A 15,532-nucleotide genomic window follows, 5' to 3' on the forward strand; every position below is an offset into this window, starting at 1 on the left:
CTGTTCTTTTGTACAGTGTCTGACGGGTCTGGGGCGGGGCGCCCAACTGGCAGGCGAGGGGATTATCGGTTAATCTCCAGCGTGTCCTTACCCATCACCGCCGAGATCGATATGTCCGCTGTCACGCCTGCACCACAACCCATCATCGCGCTCGTGGTCCGGCAAAACACGGCCGGGGTCGAAGAGCCGGTCGGCCGCATCGTGGACTTCCTGCGCCAGGCCGGTTACCGCGTGGTGTTCGAGACCGATACCGCGGCCCATCTTTCCATGGATGGCATCGAGGCCATGGATGTCGCCGCGATCGGCGAGCAGGCCCAGGCGGCGGTCGTGGTCGGCGGCGACGGCACCATGCTCGGCATCGCGCGCCAGCTCGCCAGGTACGACACGCCTTTGATCGGCATCAACCAAGGCCGCCTCGGCTTCATCACCGACATCCCGATCCAGAACATGCTGCCGGCCCTGGGCCAGATCCTGCAAGGGAACGCGCGGCGCGAGGAACGCACCCTGCTGGAGGCGCGCGTGATGCGCGACGGCGAGCAGCTCTTCTGCAGCGTGGCCGTCAACGACGTGGTCGTGGCGCGCGGCACCGGCGCCGGCATGGTCGAACTGAAGCTGACCGTGGACGGCGAGTTCATGTACAACCAGCGTTCCGACGGCCTGATCGTCTCGACCCCCACCGGATCGACCGCCTATTCGCTGTCGGCCGGCGGCCCGTTGCTGCACCCCAGCCTGCAGGGCATCGTGCTGGTGCCGATCGCGCCGCACGCGCTGTCGAACCGTCCGATCGTGGTGCCCGACACCAGCGAGATCGTGGTCGAGCTGGTGAGCGGGCGCGACATCAGCGTCAACTTCGACATGCAGACCTTCACCAGCGCGCAACTGGGCGACCGCATCGTGATCTCGCGCTCGCCCCACGCGGTCACCTTCCTGCATCCGCAGGACTGGAGCTATTACCATACGCTGCGCGAAAAACTGCACTGGAACGAATACCCGACCAACGACGGCAAGCTCAAGTAAATCGCCAAAGCAATCCCACCAACGGAGACCCGATTTTTCATGCTGCGCACATTAACCATCCGTGACTTCGTCATTGTCGACGCCATCGAGCTCGAGTTCTCGAACGGCTTCACGGTATTCACCGGCGAGACCGGCGCCGGCAAGTCGATCCTGATCGATGCGCTGCAACTGGCGCTGGGCGGCCGGGGCGACGCCAGCATGGTGCGCGAAGGGTCGGCCAAGGCCGACATCACGGCCGATTTCGCCCTCACCAAGCTGGCCGCGGCCTGGCTGGACGAGAATGAATTCAGCACCGAGGAGGGCGGGGCGCTGCTGCGCCGCGTGATCGACAATGCCGGCCGCTCGAAGGCCTACATCAACGGCATCTCGGCCACCGCGGCCCAGCTGCGCGAGCTGGGCGAGATGCTGGTCGACATCCATGGCCAGCACGCCCACCAGACCCTGCTGAAACCCGACGCCCAGCGCGACCTGCTGGACAACCAGATCGCCGTGCGCGACCCCGAGGCGCGCGCCGAGGTGCTGGACGTGGCCAGCCTGTACCGCGCCTGGCGCGCGCTGGTGCGCCAGCGCGAGGAATACGAGACCAACGCCAAGAACGTGCTGATCGAGCGCGAGCGCCTGGAATACCAGGTGAGCGAGCTGGACAAGCTGGCGCCGAAGGCCGGCGAGTGGGCCGAGATCAGCAACGAGCACAGCCGTCTGTCGCACGCCGCCAGCCTGCTCGAAGGCGCCCAGGAAGCCCTGAACGCGCTGTCGGAATCGGACGACCACCCTATCCTGTCGCAGCTATCCTCGCTGAACACCAAGCTGGGCAAGCTGGTCGATGTCGATGTGCAGCTGCAGGCCGTGCTCGACTGCATGGAGCCGGCCCGCATCCAGCTGCAGGAAGCGGTGTACGCGCTGAACAACTACATCGACAAGGTGGAGCTCGACCCGGGCCGCCTGCGCGAGGTCGACGCGCGCATGGAAGCGCTGCACAGCGCCGCGCGCAAGTACCGCGTCACGCCCGAGGAGCTGCACGACGAGCACGCGGCGCTGGCCGCCAAGCTGCGCCAGCTGGCCGACGCCACCGACATCGACGGCCTGCGCAAGCAGGAGGACAAGGCCAGGGCCGCCTACATGGACGTGGCCCAGCGCCTGTCGACCCGGCGCGAGAAGGCGGCCAGGGAACTGGGCGCGCAGGTGACCAGCGCGATGCAGGAACTGAGCATGAGCGGCGGCAGCTTTGCCGTGGCACTGAACAGCGCCGAACCGGGCGCGCACGGCCTCGAGCAGGTCGAATTCCTGGTGGCCGGCCACCAGGGCGTGGCCCCGCGCCCGCTGGCCAAGGTGGCCTCGGGCGGCGAACTGGCGCGCATTTCGCTGGCGATCTCGGTGATCACCTCGAACGCGACCACGGTGCCGACCCTGATCTTCGACGAGGTCGACACCGGCATCGGCGGCGGCGTGGCCGAGGTGGTGGGCCGCCTGCTCAAGCGCCTGGGGCGGGAGCGCCAGGTGCTGTGCGTAACCCACCTGCCGCAGGTGGCCAGCCAGGCCAACCAGCACTTCCAGGTGGCCAAGGGCACCACCGACGCGGGGCGCACGGTGTCGCGCATCGACGTGCTGGACAACCGGGCCAGGGTGGAAGAGGTAGCGCGCATGCTGGGCGGGATCGAGATTACGGAGACGACGCGCAAGCACGCGAGGGAGCTGCTGGCGTCCTGAAGACTGCCCGCCACGTCGCCACGTCGCCACGCCCGTTAGCCGTAAAACCGTCATCCCCGCGCAGGCGGGGACCCAAGTTTGCGTGCTTACCTATAACGTGAAAAGTAGTGGGCTGCGCAACGAACTTGGGTCCCCGCCTTCGCGGGGATGACGTTTACACGCTAGAAGTACTGCCACCTCTCCCATTCGCCCAACCGTCATCCCCCCTTCATCATTCTGTGGCAAAGTGACCATCGTTCCACACCCACCCACCACAAGAAGGGAGTCCGCATGAGCATCGAAAAAGTCCTCTACCGCGCCCAGGCCACCTCGCAAGGCGGCCGCGAAGGCAACTCGAAGAGTTCCGACGGCGTGCTCGACATCAAGCTGTCCACCCCCAAGGAACTGGGCGGCGGCGGCGGTCCAGGCACCAATCCCGAACAGCTGTTCGCGGCCGGCTACTCGGCCTGCTTCCTGGGCGCCTTGAAGTTCGTCGCCGGCCAGGCCAAGGTGAACCTGCCGCCCGACCTGACCGTCACCGGCGACGTCGGCATCGGCCAGATCCCGACCGGCTTCGGCATCGAGGTCGACCTGAGCATCAAGGGCCCGGGCATGGACCAGGCCCAGCTGAAGGAGCTGGTCGACAAGGCCCACATCGTCTGTCCTTACTCGAACGCCACCCGCAACAACATCGACGTGCGCCTGCACGTGTCCACCTGACGACAGGCGGGCGCGCAGAGCGCCCGCCGCACGGGACCCCCACTTATAATAGAGGGCGTCCCGTCACCCACCCTTTATACATGCCATTTCGCAAAGAACCGCCTCACGCCCACGGCGCCGTACCCCAGCATGCCATCGTCCTGGTGAACCTCGGCACACCTGACGAGCCCAACCGCAAGGCCGTGCGCCGCTACCTGAAGCAGTTCCTGTCCGACCCGCGCGTGGTCGAGATCCCGAGCCGGATCTGGTGGTTCATCCTGCACCTGTTCATCCTGCCTTTCCGCTCCGGCAAGTCGGCGGCCAAGTACCGCACGATCTGGACCCGCGACGGCTCGCCGCTCAAGGTCCACACCGCCAAGCAGGCGGCGCTGCTGCAGGACATGCTCAAGGAGCGCGGCCACGAAGACGTGAAGGTGGCGATGGCGATGCGCTACGGTTCGCCCTCGATCCCTGAGGTCCTGGACCGTCTCAAGGAAGAGGGCTGCGACCGCATCGTCGTCCTGCCCGCCTACCCGCAATATTCCGGCACCACTACCGCCTCGATCTGGGACGCCGTCTACCAGCACTATGCGCGCGTGCGCAACGTGCCGGAACTGCGCCTGGTGAAGCACTACCACGACCACGAAGGCTATATCAACGCCCTGGCCGAGAGCGTGCAGGGCCATTGGGACAACCACGGCCGCGGCCAGAAACTGGTGATGAGCTTCCACGGCGTACCCAAGCGCACCCTGCTGCTGGGCGACCCGTATTTCTGCGAGTGTCAAAAATCCGCGCGCCTGCTGGCCGAAGCCCTCGGCATCGGGCCGGAAGACTACCTGGTCACCTTCCAGTCGCGCTTCGGCAAGGCCGAATGGCTGCAGCCCTATACCGCGCCCACCGTGCAGCAGCTGGCGCGCGAGGGTGTCGAGCGCATCGACCTGATCTGCCCGGGTTTCACCAGCGACTGCCTGGAGACCCTGGAAGAGATCAACATGGAAGTGCGCCACGAGTTCGAGGCCGCCGGCGGCAAGGACTTCCATTACATTCCCTGCATGAACACCTCGAAGGCCTGGGTCCTCGGCCTGGCCGAGATCGCGGAGCAGCACCTGATCGGCTGGCCCACCATCCTCACGCCCGCCCAGAGCGCCAGCCAGCGCCGCGACGCGCAGGTCGGCGCCCAACATGCGGCCCAGCTTGGCGCCTGAGCAGCTTCCCTTGCCGATCTGCTAGAATGGCCGGTTTGTCAAGGCGTCGCGCCGATGCCCACGTAGCACAGCCAGGCCATCACGGCCAGGGTGTACAGCACGACGGCGCCGCTGATCAGTGGTAATCGCATGATGTCTGCTCCCGGGTCGCTTGCTCATCCATAAGCAAGCTTATCGAGAAGCTTACGGCTTCTCGTTGGGAAATGAATCACGGAAATAGTAAATACTGTAACAATTGTTATCAGGCCGGCTTCGGGATGCTTTTTCTGCAATTCCCCTTGAAATTGTAGGAGATCGCCCCATCTGGATGCCTGACCATCCAGGCGGGAATCTGTCCTGTCTCAGCCAAGTCCTTGATTCTAGGAGTTTTTTCGATGCAAGACCAAGAAAACAAAGAGGTGATGAACCAGCCTGAAGGCGAAGCGCCCGTTATCGACGCGGCAGCAGCCCAGCCTGCCGCCGCCGCATCGGGCGAGCCGGGCCTCGAAGAACAGCTGAGCGCTACCGAAGCCAAGCTGGCCGAGATGCACGACGCCTTCATGCGCGCCAAGGCCGACGCGGAAAACATCCGCCGCCGCGCCCAGGAAGACGTGAGCAAGGCCCACAAGTTTGCGATCGAGAGCTTCGCCGAAGCCATGGTGCCGGTGCGCGACAGCCTGGAAATGGCCCTGAAGGTCGAGACCCAGACCGTCGAAGCGATCCGCGAAGGCGTCGAGATGACCCTCAAGCAGCTCAGCGCGGCCTTCGAAAAGAACCGCCTGCTCGAAGTGATGCCGCAGCCGGGCGACAAGCTCGACCCGAACAAGCACCAGGCCGTCGCCGTGGTGCCGTCCGAGCAGGAAGCCAATACCGTGGTCGCCGTGCTCCAGAAGGGCTACATGATCGCCGACCGCCTGCTGCGTCCGGCCATCGTCACCGCAGCCGCACCGAAATAAGCGAAAAACAAAAACGGGAGCGTGCGGCGAGTTAAGCTCTTGAAAGCACGCAGTTTTTCCCAATATTGAATCCATCCGAAACATAAAGCTAAAAGGAAAAAAATCATGGGCAGAATCATTGGTATCGACCTGGGAACCACTAACTCCTGCGTCGCGATCATGGAAAACGGCCAGCCGAAGGTGATCGAGAACGCCGAAGGCGCGCGTACTACGCCGTCGATCATCGCTTATCAGGAAGATGGTGAAATCCTCGTGGGCGCGCCGGCGAAACGCCAGGCCGTCACCAACCCGAAGAACACCCTGTTCGCCGTCAAGCGCCTGATCGGCCGCAAGTTCCAGGAAAAGGAAGTCCAGAAGGACATCTCGCTGATGCCTTACCAGATCCTGCAAGCCGACAACGGCGACGCATGGGTCGGCGTGCGCGACAAGAAGCTGGCGCCGCCGCAGATCTCCGCGGAAGTCCTGCGCAAGATGAAGAAGACCGCCGAGGACTACCTGGGCGAGGAAGTCACCGAAGCGGTCATCACCGTGCCGGCCTACTTCAACGACTCGCAGCGCCAGGCGACCAAGGACGCCGGCCGCATCGCGGGCCTGGACGTCAAGCGCATCATCAACGAGCCGACCGCGGCCGCGCTGGCCTTCGGCCTGGACAAGACCGACAAGGGCGACCGCAAGATCGCCGTGTATGACCTCGGCGGCGGCACCTTCGACGTGTCGATCATCGAGATCGCCGACGTCGAAGGCGAGAAGCAGTTCGAAGTGCTGTCGACCAACGGCGACACCTTCCTGGGCGGCGAAGACTTCGACCAGCGCATCATCGACTACATCATCGACGAGTTCAAGAAGATCAACGGCCTCGACCTGTCGAAGGACCCGATCGCCCTGCAGCGCATCAAGGCTTCGGCCGAGCGCGCCAAGATCGAGCTGTCGTCCTCGCAGCAGACCGAGATCAACGAGCCCTACATCGCCATGGCGAACGGCGCGCCGGTCCACCTGAACCTGAAGATGACCCGCGCCAAGCTGGAATCGCTGGTCGAGGAACTGATCTCCAAGACCATCGAGCCATGCCGCATCGCGATCAAGGATGCCGGCGTCAAGGTCTCGGACATCGACGACATCATCCTGGTCGGCGGCATGACCCGCATGCCGAAGGTGCAGGAGAAGGTCAAGGAGTTCTTTGGCAAGGATCCGCGCAAGGACGTCAACCCGGACGAAGCCGTCGCCGTCGGCGCCGCGATCCAGGGTTCGGTCCTGTCGGGCGAGCGCAAGGACCTGCTGCTGCTGGACGTGACCCCGCTGTCGCTGGGCATCGAGACCCTGGGCGGCGTGATGACCAAGATGATCCACAAGAACACCACGATCCCGACCAAGTTCTCGCAGGTGTTCTCGACCGCCGACGACAACCAGCCGGCCGTGACCATCAAGGTCTACCAGGGCGAGCGCGAGATCGCCGCGGGCAATAAAGGCCTGGGCGAATTCAACCTCGAAGGCATCCCGCCGGCGCCGCGCGGCACCCCGCAGATCGAAGTGACCTTCGACATCGACGCCAACGGCATCCTGCACGTGGGCGCCAAGGACAAGGCCACCGGCAAGGAAAACAAGATCACCATCAAGGCCAACTCGGGCCTGTCGGAAGAAGAAATCCAGAAGATGGTGAAGGACGCCGAGCTGAACGCGGAAGAGGACAAGAAGGTCAAGGAAATGGCCGAAGCCCGCAACCAGGGCGACGCGCTGGTGCACTCGACCAAGAAGTCCCTGGCCGAATACGGCGACAAGCTGGAAGCCGGCGAGAAGGAAAAGATCGAAGCGGCCATCACCGACCTCGAAGGCGCGATCAAGAGCGGCGACAAGGCCGACATCGACGCCAAGACGGCGGCCCTGTCGACCGCGGCCCAGAAGCTGGGCGAGAAGATGTACGCCGACATGCAGGCGCAGCAGGCAGGCGCCGCGGGTGCGGCCGGCGGCCAGCAGGCTCCTGGCGGCGACGGGTCGGCCAAGCAGGACGACGACGTGGTCGATGCGGACTTCAAGGAAGTGAAGGACGCCAAGTAAGACCAGCGCGCGGGGCCGTCGGGCCCCGCCCGTACGGGACCGAGCCGATGACCAGACTGGTTCCCGGCTCGGTTTTTTTGCATAGACCGTTCTGTAAATAGACTTAACAGCAAGGTGCCGAGCATGGCAAAGCGTGATTTTTACGAGATCCTCGGGGTGGCCAAGAATGCGTCGGAAGACGACATCAAGAAGGCATATCGCAAGCTGGCGATGAAATACCATCCCGACCGCAATCCTGACAACAAGGAAGCGGAGGAGAAGTTCAAGGAGGTGAAGGAAGCCTACGAGATGCTGACCAACGCGGAAAAGCGCGAGGCCTATGACCGCTTTGGTCACGCCGGCGTGGATCCGAACAGCGGCATGGGCGGAGGCGGTTTCGGCGCGGGCGGCTTCGGCGATGCCTTCGGCGACATCTTCGGCGACATCTTCGGCGGCGGCCGCGGCCGCGGCTCGGGCGGCCCCCAGGTCTACCGTGGCGCCGACCTGCGCTACAACCTCGAGATCACGCTGGAGCAGGCGGCCAACGGCTTCGACACCACCATCCGCGTGCCGAGCTGGGACAAGTGCGACACCTGCCACGGCAGCGGCGCCAAGCCGGGCACCCAGCCCGTCACCTGCACCACCTGCGCCGGCCACGGCCAGGTGCGCATGCAGCAAGGCTTCTTCAGCATCCAGCAGACCTGCCCGAAGTGCCATGGCAGCGGCAAGATCATTCCTGAACCCTGCGCGGCCTGCGCCGGCGCCGGACGCATCAAGCGCAACAAGACCCTGGAAGTGAAGATCCCGGCCGGCATCGACAACGGCATGCGCATCCGCTCCTCGGGCAATGGCGAGCCGGGCACCAACGGCGGGCCGCCGGGCGACCTGTACGTGGAGATCCACATCAAGCCGCACGCCGTGTTCCAGCGCGAAGGCGACGACCTGCACTGCGAGATGCCGATCTCGTTCTCGAAGGCCGCCCTGGGCGGCGAGATCGAGGTGCCGACCCTGACCGGCAAGGTCTCGTTCACGGTGCCCGAAGGCACCCAGACCGGCAAGACCTTCCGCCTCAAGGGCAAGGGCATCAAGGGCGTGCGCTCGGGCTACGTGGGCGACCTGTTCTGCCACATGATCGTCGAGACCCCGGTCAAGCTGACCGACAAGCAAAAAGACCTGCTGCGCGAGTTCGACCGCCTGACCAACGAGGGCGGCGCGAAGCACAGCCCGCAGAGCAAGGGCTGGATGGACAAGGTCAAGGACTTCTTCGAGTAAGCGGTCCGGATCGAACCAAACGCCGAGCGGTGCGAGCCCTCGGCGTTTTTTTGTATCTTGCCGCCCAAACCCACGGGACCACACCATGTCAACGATGAATGCGTCCGCCTTCGAACACCGCCTGCGCCCGCTGGCCGACCTCGAGCGCGCAGTTCCGATGCGCGCCTACATGAAGGACCAGTTCGCCTTCCTGGGCCTGCCCGCGCCGGTACGGAGAGCCGCGGTCAAGGACCTGGTCGCCGCCCACCCGCAGGACCCGGGTCATCTGCTCGGCACCGCGGAAGCCCTGTGGCGGCTGCCGGAGCGCGAATTCCGCTACACCGCCATCGATCTGCTGCACCACCACCACCGGCGCCTGGCGCCGGCGCAGCTGCCGCGCCTGCAGGACTGGCTGCTGCGCGACAGCTGGTGGGACACGGTGGACGGACTGGCCGCGGTGATCGGCCGCATCGTGCTGGCCGGGCGCGGCGCCCAGGTGACCATGGACGCCTGGATCGCGCATCCCGATTTCTGGGTCCGGCGCGCGGCGATGCTGCACCAGCTGGGCTGGAAGGGTGCGACCGACACGGCGCGCCTCGGGCGCCATGCCCTGCTGCTGGCGGAAGAACGCGAATTTTTCATCCGCAAGGCGATCGGCTGGGCGCTGCGCGACTATGCGCGTACCGACCCGGCCTTCGTGCGCGCCTTCGTGGACGCCCATCGCGCACGGCTGTCGCCCCTGAGCCTGCGCGAAGCCGCCAAGCATTGCTGAGCGTGGCGCGCGGGACGGCGCTTCTCAACACTGGTAAACTTCGGGGTTGCCGAAGATGCATACGACAAAAGGAGTCAAGATGGACAACAAGACCAAGGGATTGACCGCGGAAGAGCTGTTTGCCCGCAACCGCGACTGGGCCGCCTCGATGGTGGCCAAGGACCCGACCTTCTTCAAGGCGCTCTCCGAGCAGCAGGCGCCGGAATACCTGTGGATCGGCTGTTCTGACAGCCGCGTGCCGGCGAATGAACTGCTGGGCATGGCGCCGGGCGAGCTCTTCGTCCATCGCAACATCGCCAACGTGGTCGTGCACTCCGACCTGAACTGCCTGAGCGTGCTGCAGTTCGCGATCGACGTGCTGAAGGTGAAGCACGTCATCATCTGCGGCCACTACGGCTGCTCGGGCGTGCATGCCGCGCTGACCGACGGCCGCGTGGGCCTGGCGGACAACTGGCTGGGCCACGTGCGCGACGTGCGCGAGAAGCACGGCAAGTACCTGGGCGCGGTGAGCGGCCGCGCGGCGACCAACCGCCTGGTGGAGCTGAACGTGGCCGAGCAGGTGATCAACACCGCCCAGACCACGATCGTGCGCGACGCCTGGGAACGCGGCCAGCCGCTGACCATCCACAGCTGGGTCTACGGCGTGCACGACGGCCTGCTGCGCGACCTGGGCATCACCATCAGCAGCCAGGACGAGATCGCACCGAAGCTGGCGCGCGTGCTGGACGGCTACGTGGAGAAGGACGCGGCGTGAGCGAGCTGGCACGGCTGCGCGGCATCGTCCGCGAGTTCGTGGACGAGCGGGACTGGGACCAGTTCCACACGCCCAAGAACCTGGCATCCGCCCTGAGCGTGGAAGCGGCCGAGCTGCTGGAGCATTTCCAGTGGCTGCAGCATGGCCGCCTCGAGGAGCTCGGGCCGGACAAGCTGGTGGAGGTGCGCCACGAGATGGCGGACGTGCTGGTGTACCTGGTGCGCCTGGCGGACAAGCTCGATGTGGACCTGTTCGCGGCGGTGCAGGAAAAGATGGTGCTGAACCGGGCGAAGTATCCCGCCGAGCAGGTGAGGGGGGATGCGAGGAAGTATTACGAGTACAAGAAGTAGGGAGCGCAGCCCGCGGCCCTAAGACCGTCGTACGCGCCACTGGCGCGTACGACGTGCCGGTGCGGCAGGCTGGCGCTTACACCCCTCCCATGCAGATGTATTTCACGACCAGGTAATCGTCCATGCCGTACGTGGAGCCTTCGCGCCCCAGGCCCGATTGCTTGACCCCGCCGAAAGGCGCCACTTCGGTCGAGATCAGGCCGGTGTTCACGCCGACCATGCCGGTCTCGATCGCCTCGGCCACCCGCCATACGCGCCCGATGTCGCGCGCGTAGAAATAGGACGCCAGGCCGAACTCGGTGGCGTTCGCCATGGCGATGACTTCGTCCTCGGTCTTGAAACGGAACAGCGGCGCCACCGGCCCGAAGGTTTCTTCGCCCGCAATCAGCATGTTCGAGGTCACCTCGGCCAGCACGGTCGGCTGGAAGAAGCTGTGCCCCAGCGCGTGGCGCTTGCCGCCGGCCAACAGCTTGGCGCCCTTGCCCAGCGCATCCTCGATGTGCTGTTCGACCTTGCGCACCGCCTTCTCTTCGATCAGCGGGCCCTGGTTGACGCCTTCGTCGACGCCGTTGCCGACCTTGAGCTTGCCCACCGCCGCCACCAGCTTGCGCGCGAATGCGTCGTACACGCCGTCCTGCACGTAGATGCGGTTGGCGCACACGCAGGTCTGGCCGGCGTTGCGGTATTTCGAGGCGATCGCGCCCTCGACCGCCGCGTCGAGATCGGCGTCGTCGAACACGATGAAGGAAGCGTTGCCGCCCAGTTCCAGCGAGAGCTTCTTGATCGTGGGCGCGCACTGTTCCATCAGCAGGCGGCCGACGGCGGTGGAACCGGTGAAGCTCAGCTTGCGCACCAGCGGGTTGGACGTCATCTCGCCGCCGATGGCCTTGGCGTCGCCGATCACGACGCTGAACACGCCTTTCGGCACGCCGGCGCGTTCGGCCAGCACCGCCAGGGCGAGTGCGGAATAGGGCGTCAGCTCGGCGGGTTTCAGCACGATGGGGCAGCCGGCGGCGAGCGCCGGACCGACCTTGCGGGTGATCATCGCGGCCGGGAAGTTCCAGGGCGTGATCGCGGCGCACACGCCGATCGGTTCCTTGGTGACGACGATGCGGCGGTCCGGCCAGGGCGATTGCAGGGTCTCGCCCGCGATGCGCTTGGCTTCCTCGCCGAACCATTCGAAGAACGAGGCGGCGTAGGCCACTTCGCCTTTGGACTCAAGCAAGGGCTTGCCCTGTTCGGCCGTCATCAGGAGCGCCAGGTCGCCAGCGTTGGCCAGCATCAGGTCGGACCAGGCGCGCAGGATGGCCGCACGTTCCTTGGTGGTCTTCTTGCGCCATGCCGGCCAGGCGGCGTTGGCGGCCTCGATGGCGCGCCGGGTCTCGAGCGCGCCCATGTGCGGGACGGTGCCGAGCTGCTCGCCGGTGGCGGGATTCACGACCGGGAAGGTGGCGCCGTTGTCGGCATCGACCCAGGCGCCGTCGATATAGGCCTGCTGGCGCAGCAGGGAAGGATCGTTCAGGTTCAGCATGGAACTCCTCGCGCGTGTTGCGTTGTCTGGAAAGGAAGCATGGTAGACCTTTTCGACAAGCCGCGCTGCGCGCCCGGCCTCCGTTGCTACTGCTTGCGCATCAGGTCCTGCAGCGCGACCACGGTGGCCTCGACGCCCAGCTTCACGGCGGGGCCGGGCAAGACCTTGAACAGCGGGCTGTGATGGCTGGGCAGCTTCAGCTTGCCGGCCTTGGCCGCGGCGATGTCCTCGGGCGCGGTGCCGCCGACCGTGAAATAGACGCTCGGGATATAGGGATCGGTGACGAACTGCGGAAAGTCTTCCGAGCCCATGCCTTCGCGGAATTCCTCGTCGCCGATGGCGTCCGCGCCGATGTCGCGCTTCCAGGCCGCGCTCAGGCGGCGTACCAGCTCCACGTTGTTGAGCACGGGCGGGGTCGGGTGGTCGACCAGCTTCACCTCGGGCAGTTCGTTCTCCGCCATGCCGGCGGCGCGCGCGGTGTGTTCGGCCACGCGCCTGATCGCGTCCAGCAGCAGCTTGCGCGTCGCCGGGCTCTCGCTGCGCACGGTCAGCTGGAGCCGGGCGTTGTCGCCGATGATGTTGGCCTTGGTGCCGCCATGGAAGGAGCCGACCGTGATCAGGCCCGGTTCGCGCGGGCTCAGTTCGCGGCTGACGATGGTCTGCAGGCCGAGCACGATCATCGAGCCGAGCACGATCGGGTCCTTGCCGCGGTGCGGACTGGCGCCATGCGCGCCCACGCCCTTGACCAGGATCTCGACGGTGTCGGCGCCGGAATAGGGCGAGACCTCGGATGCATGCACCTTGCCGGTCGCGAGGTCGGCCTTGACGTGGAAGCCGAGCGCGTAGTCCGGCTTGCCGAAGCGCTTGTACAGGCCGTCCTTCATCATCGCCAGCGCGCCGCCGATGCGTTCCTCGGCCGGCTGGCCGATCAGCATCAGGGTGCCCGACCACTTGCCGCGCTCCGCCGCCATGCGGCGCGCCGTGCCCACCAGGCTGGTGATGTGCACGTCATGGCCGCAGGCGTGGGCGACCGGCATCACGTTGCCCTCCATGTCCTTCTGGGTGGCGGTCGAGGCGTTCGGCAGGCCGGATTTTTCCTGCATCGGCAAGCCGTCCATGTCGGCGCGCATCATCACCAGTGGACCGGGACCGTTCTTCAGGATCGCCACCACCCCGGTACCGCCCACCTTCTCGGTGACCTGGAAGCCGGCGTCGCGCAATTCCTTCGCCAGGCGCGCCGCGGTCTTCACTTCCAGGAAGGACAGTTCGGGGTTGCGGTGGAAGTGGTCGAACAGGGCGGCGAGGTGGCTGTCGTAGTCGCGCGCGATGGCCTTCTCGAGTTCGGAGGCGTGGAGGGCGGGAGCGGCAAGCAGGGATGCGGCGAGGAGGGCGGGCAGGAGTTTTTTCATGGGTCCGTAGGCGCAAGGTGGTAGGAGCGTTGCGTAACGGACATAGTAGAGCCTTTCTCAACCGGCGTCATCCGCATGGACGCCGCCGCGAACAATGCGGCGCAGCTCAGGGTTGACGCTGCGCCGCCCGTCCTCAGCGGCGGCGGCGCGCCGCGGCCAGGCCCAGCAGGCCCAGGGACAGGGTGAGCAGGGAGGCCGGTTCCGGCACCGGCGCCGTGACCTCGGCCGTCAGCACCGACTTGTCGAACACGACGTCCTGCGGCAGGACGCAGATCCGGCCGAAGCGCAGATTGCAGCCGGCCGTGATCGTTACCGTCAGCAAGCCGTCGTCGAGCAGGGCCGCCGCGACATTGAGGCTGTAGTCGGCGCCGCCCAGCGCGACATCCTTGACGGTGCCGCCGCTGGCGCCATCGAAACTGAAGTTCAGGGTCTCCGGCAGGGGGAACAGCAGGTCGGTCAGGTCCCACAGGGAGACCACCAGGGTCGCCGAATCGATCTGCATGCCCGGCAGCAGCTGGCTGCGCAGGTCATGGGTGTAGGTATAGGGTGTCAGCAGCGAGACATAGGTGTCGAGATGGGGATCGACCACGCTGGTGATGGGGACGGCATTGGCGCTGCCGCAGGCGGCGATCGCGAGGCTGGCCGTAGCCACGAGACGTTTGAGGAGCTTCATCCGTTTTCCTGTCGAGGTGAGCCCGGCGATTCCGGGTTCAATTAACTATGCAACAAGCGTGCCACTGCTCGTTCCCAGAGCTGGGGTAAGGAAGCCGATTTGACAAAACCTTGTCATTTGTAAATTTGACCGACAGTTCACTTTTTCCGGCGGTGAAAGAATATTTCTTACATGAGCATTTGCTGAAAGAATCTTTCACCCCATTGCCTAGCCTAACCGTGTTGGCGTCCCGGTCGAGTTACCGTTAAGCTTTTGTCACCGGAACTTAGTTCCTTGGCAGATTGGCACAGGAGCACGACTCTGCGGTTTTGTTGATCTGGATCAACAGCATCTCGCGTCCGAGCCCGAATCCTCGTATGATGGACTCGTGCGCTTCACCACAAGGTAAAGACCATGCGCCCCCTCGTCATCGTTCCCGCCTGCACGCGTGATTTCGGCGAACATCCGTACCACGCCGCGCAGCACAAGTATGTCGACGCCGTCGTCCTCGGCGCCGACTGCGCTCCCATGATCCTGCCTTCGCTCGGCGCGTCGCTGGATCTGGACACCATGTTTTCGCTGATCGACGGCATCATGCTGACCGGGTCGGCGTCCAACGTCCATCCCAGCTATTACTCGGAAGAGCTGCTCGATCCCACGCTGCCGCAAGATCCGGCGCGCGACCAGACCACCTTGCCGCTGATCCGCGAAGCGGTGAAGCGCGGCGTGCCGATCATCGCGATCTGCCGCGGCTTCCAGGAGATGAACGTGGCGCTGGGCGGCAGCCTGCACCAGGCGGTGCAGGCGGTGCCGGGCAAGTTCGACCACCGCGAAAAACCGGAACTCGGCATGGACGAGCAATACGGCGACGCCCACAACGTCAAGCTGTGCGAGGGCGGCATGCTGCACGGGATCCTTGGCGTGGACGAGATCCCCGTCAACTCGCTGCACGGCCAGGGCGTGAACTCGATCGCGCCTTGCCTGAGCGTGGAAGCGGTGGCCGAGGACGGTCTGGTCGAGGCCTTCACGGTGTCCGACTCGCCGGGCTTTACCCTGGCGGTGCAGTGGCACCCGGAGTGGCGCATCCAGCACAACCCTTACTCGATGAAGATGTTCGGCGCGTTCGGCGAAGCCTGCCGCAAGTACAAGGAGGCGCGCGAGGCAAGGTGCCTGGAACAGCTCGAGCAACAATCCGAGCAACAGCGCCGGAGCCGCGGATGATCGTTATTGAACACAGGGC

14 protein-coding genes are annotated in these 15,532 nt (G+C 65.4%); 11 read left to right on the plus strand and 3 right to left on the minus strand.

The features are described from left to right. Nucleotides 1-111: 111 nt before the first annotated feature. The 10 genes from V7778_RS07580 (at nucleotide 112) to V7778_RS07625 (ending at nucleotide 10,700) form a co-directional block, all read left to right on the plus strand. The gene (locus tag V7778_RS07580; RefSeq protein WP_335553382.1) at nucleotides 112-1,017 is read left to right on the plus strand and encodes an NAD kinase; all 906 of its coding nucleotides are present in this window, start codon (nucleotides 112-114) and stop codon (nucleotides 1,015-1,017) included. Between the two features lie 39 nt (nucleotides 1,018-1,056). Next, the gene (gene recN, locus V7778_RS07585; protein WP_335553384.1) at nucleotides 1,057-2,724 is read left to right on the plus strand and encodes a DNA repair protein RecN; all 1,668 of its coding nucleotides are present in this window, start codon (nucleotides 1,057-1,059) and stop codon (nucleotides 2,722-2,724) included. A 270-nt stretch (nucleotides 2,725-2,994) separates the two neighbouring features. Then, a complete protein-coding gene (locus V7778_RS07590) occupies nucleotides 2,995-3,423 on the plus strand; it encodes an organic hydroperoxide resistance protein (RefSeq protein ID WP_335553386.1) in 429 nt (142 codons plus the stop codon). Nucleotides 3,424-3,503: 80 nt separating this feature from the next. Continuing rightward, nucleotides 3,504-4,607 (plus strand): ferrochelatase, encoded by a 1,104-nt coding sequence (gene hemH / locus V7778_RS07595; protein WP_335553388.1) that lies wholly within the window; start codon nucleotides 3,504-3,506, stop codon nucleotides 4,605-4,607. A 374-nt stretch (nucleotides 4,608-4,981) separates the two neighbouring features. Beyond that, entirely contained in the window at nucleotides 4,982-5,542 is a 561-nt protein-coding gene (gene grpE / locus V7778_RS07600; protein WP_335553392.1) for a nucleotide exchange factor GrpE, read from the plus strand. A gap of 105 nt (nucleotides 5,543-5,647) precedes the next feature. Beyond that, on the plus strand, nucleotides 5,648-7,594 hold the full coding sequence (gene dnaK / locus V7778_RS07605; protein WP_335553394.1) for a molecular chaperone DnaK: 1,947 nt from the start codon (nucleotides 5,648-5,650) through the stop codon (nucleotides 7,592-7,594). A 123-nt stretch (nucleotides 7,595-7,717) separates the two neighbouring features. After that, the gene (dnaJ, locus tag V7778_RS07610) at nucleotides 7,718-8,845 is read left to right on the plus strand and encodes a molecular chaperone DnaJ (protein ID WP_335553396.1); all 1,128 of its coding nucleotides are present in this window, start codon (nucleotides 7,718-7,720) and stop codon (nucleotides 8,843-8,845) included. A gap of 85 nt (nucleotides 8,846-8,930) precedes the next feature. Continuing rightward, nucleotides 8,931-9,596, plus strand: a complete 666-nt coding sequence (locus V7778_RS07615; RefSeq protein ID WP_335553398.1) for a DNA alkylation repair protein — start codon at nucleotides 8,931-8,933, stop codon at nucleotides 9,594-9,596. A gap of 79 nt (nucleotides 9,597-9,675) precedes the next feature. Further along, a complete protein-coding gene (gene can, locus V7778_RS07620) occupies nucleotides 9,676-10,350 on the plus strand; it encodes a carbonate dehydratase (RefSeq protein ID WP_335553400.1) in 675 nt (224 codons plus the stop codon). Beyond that, nucleotides 10,347-10,700 carry a nucleotide pyrophosphohydrolase gene (locus V7778_RS07625; protein ID WP_335553402.1) on the plus strand — a complete coding sequence of 118 codons (354 nt, stop codon included), beginning with the start codon at nucleotides 10,347-10,349 and terminating at the stop codon, nucleotides 10,698-10,700. Before can ends, V7778_RS07625 begins: the two co-directional genes overlap by 4 nt. A 76-nt stretch (nucleotides 10,701-10,776) precedes the next feature. On the opposite strand, the gene V7778_RS07630 is transcribed toward V7778_RS07625, so the two are convergent. The 3 genes from V7778_RS07630 to V7778_RS07640 form a co-directional block, all read right to left on the minus strand. Further along, nucleotides 10,777-12,231 (minus strand): NAD-dependent succinate-semialdehyde dehydrogenase, encoded by a 1,455-nt coding sequence (locus V7778_RS07630; protein WP_335553404.1) that lies wholly within the window; start codon nucleotides 12,229-12,231, stop codon nucleotides 10,777-10,779. 86 nt (nucleotides 12,232-12,317) lie between these two features. Next, nucleotides 12,318-13,640 (minus strand): amidohydrolase, encoded by a 1,323-nt coding sequence (locus tag V7778_RS07635; protein ID WP_335553406.1) that lies wholly within the window; start codon nucleotides 13,638-13,640, stop codon nucleotides 12,318-12,320. A 133-nt stretch (nucleotides 13,641-13,773) separates the two neighbouring features. Next, entirely contained in the window at nucleotides 13,774-14,313 is a 540-nt protein-coding gene (locus V7778_RS07640) for a PEP-CTERM sorting domain-containing protein (protein ID WP_335553408.1), read from the minus strand. A 393-nt stretch (nucleotides 14,314-14,706) separates the two neighbouring features. Here V7778_RS07640 and V7778_RS07645 point away from each other — a divergent pair, with 393 nt between their 5' ends. Then, nucleotides 14,707-15,513 (plus strand): gamma-glutamyl-gamma-aminobutyrate hydrolase family protein, encoded by an 807-nt coding sequence (locus V7778_RS07645; RefSeq protein WP_335553410.1) that lies wholly within the window; start codon nucleotides 14,707-14,709, stop codon nucleotides 15,511-15,513. The last annotated feature ends 19 nt before the right edge of the window (nucleotides 15,514-15,532 follow it).

It is taken from the genome of Massilia sp. DD77, assembly GCF_036961685.1.
GTDB lineage: Bacteria > Pseudomonadota > Gammaproteobacteria > Burkholderiales > Burkholderiaceae_D > Telluria.

Coding starts and splice junctions, on each gene's coding strand:
- V7778_RS07580 (WP_335553382.1), top strand. CDS start 112: ATGTCCGCTGTCACGCCTGCACCACAACCCATCATCGCGCTCGTGGTC.
- V7778_RS07635 (WP_335553406.1), bottom strand. CDS start 13,640: ATGAAAAAACTCCTGCCCGCCCTCCTCGCCGCATCCCTGCTTGCCGCT.
- V7778_RS07640 (WP_335553408.1), bottom strand. CDS start 14,313: ATGAAGCTCCTCAAACGTCTCGTGGCTACGGCCAGCCTCGCGATCGCC.
- dnaJ (WP_335553396.1), top strand. CDS start 7,718: ATGGCAAAGCGTGATTTTTACGAGATCCTCGGGGTGGCCAAGAATGCG.
- V7778_RS07630 (WP_335553404.1), bottom strand. CDS start 12,231: ATGCTGAACCTGAACGATCCTTCCCTGCTGCGCCAGCAGGCCTATATC.
- can (WP_335553400.1), top strand. CDS start 9,676: ATGGACAACAAGACCAAGGGATTGACCGCGGAAGAGCTGTTTGCCCGC.
- dnaK (WP_335553394.1), top strand. CDS start 5,648: ATGGGCAGAATCATTGGTATCGACCTGGGAACCACTAACTCCTGCGTC.
- V7778_RS07590 (WP_335553386.1), top strand. CDS start 2,995: ATGAGCATCGAAAAAGTCCTCTACCGCGCCCAGGCCACCTCGCAAGGC.
- hemH (WP_335553388.1), top strand. CDS start 3,504: ATGCCATTTCGCAAAGAACCGCCTCACGCCCACGGCGCCGTACCCCAG.
- V7778_RS07615 (WP_335553398.1), top strand. CDS start 8,931: ATGTCAACGATGAATGCGTCCGCCTTCGAACACCGCCTGCGCCCGCTG.
- grpE (WP_335553392.1), top strand. CDS start 4,982: ATGCAAGACCAAGAAAACAAAGAGGTGATGAACCAGCCTGAAGGCGAA.
- V7778_RS07645 (WP_335553410.1), top strand. CDS start 14,707: ATGCGCCCCCTCGTCATCGTTCCCGCCTGCACGCGTGATTTCGGCGAA.
- recN (WP_335553384.1), top strand. CDS start 1,057: ATGCTGCGCACATTAACCATCCGTGACTTCGTCATTGTCGACGCCATC.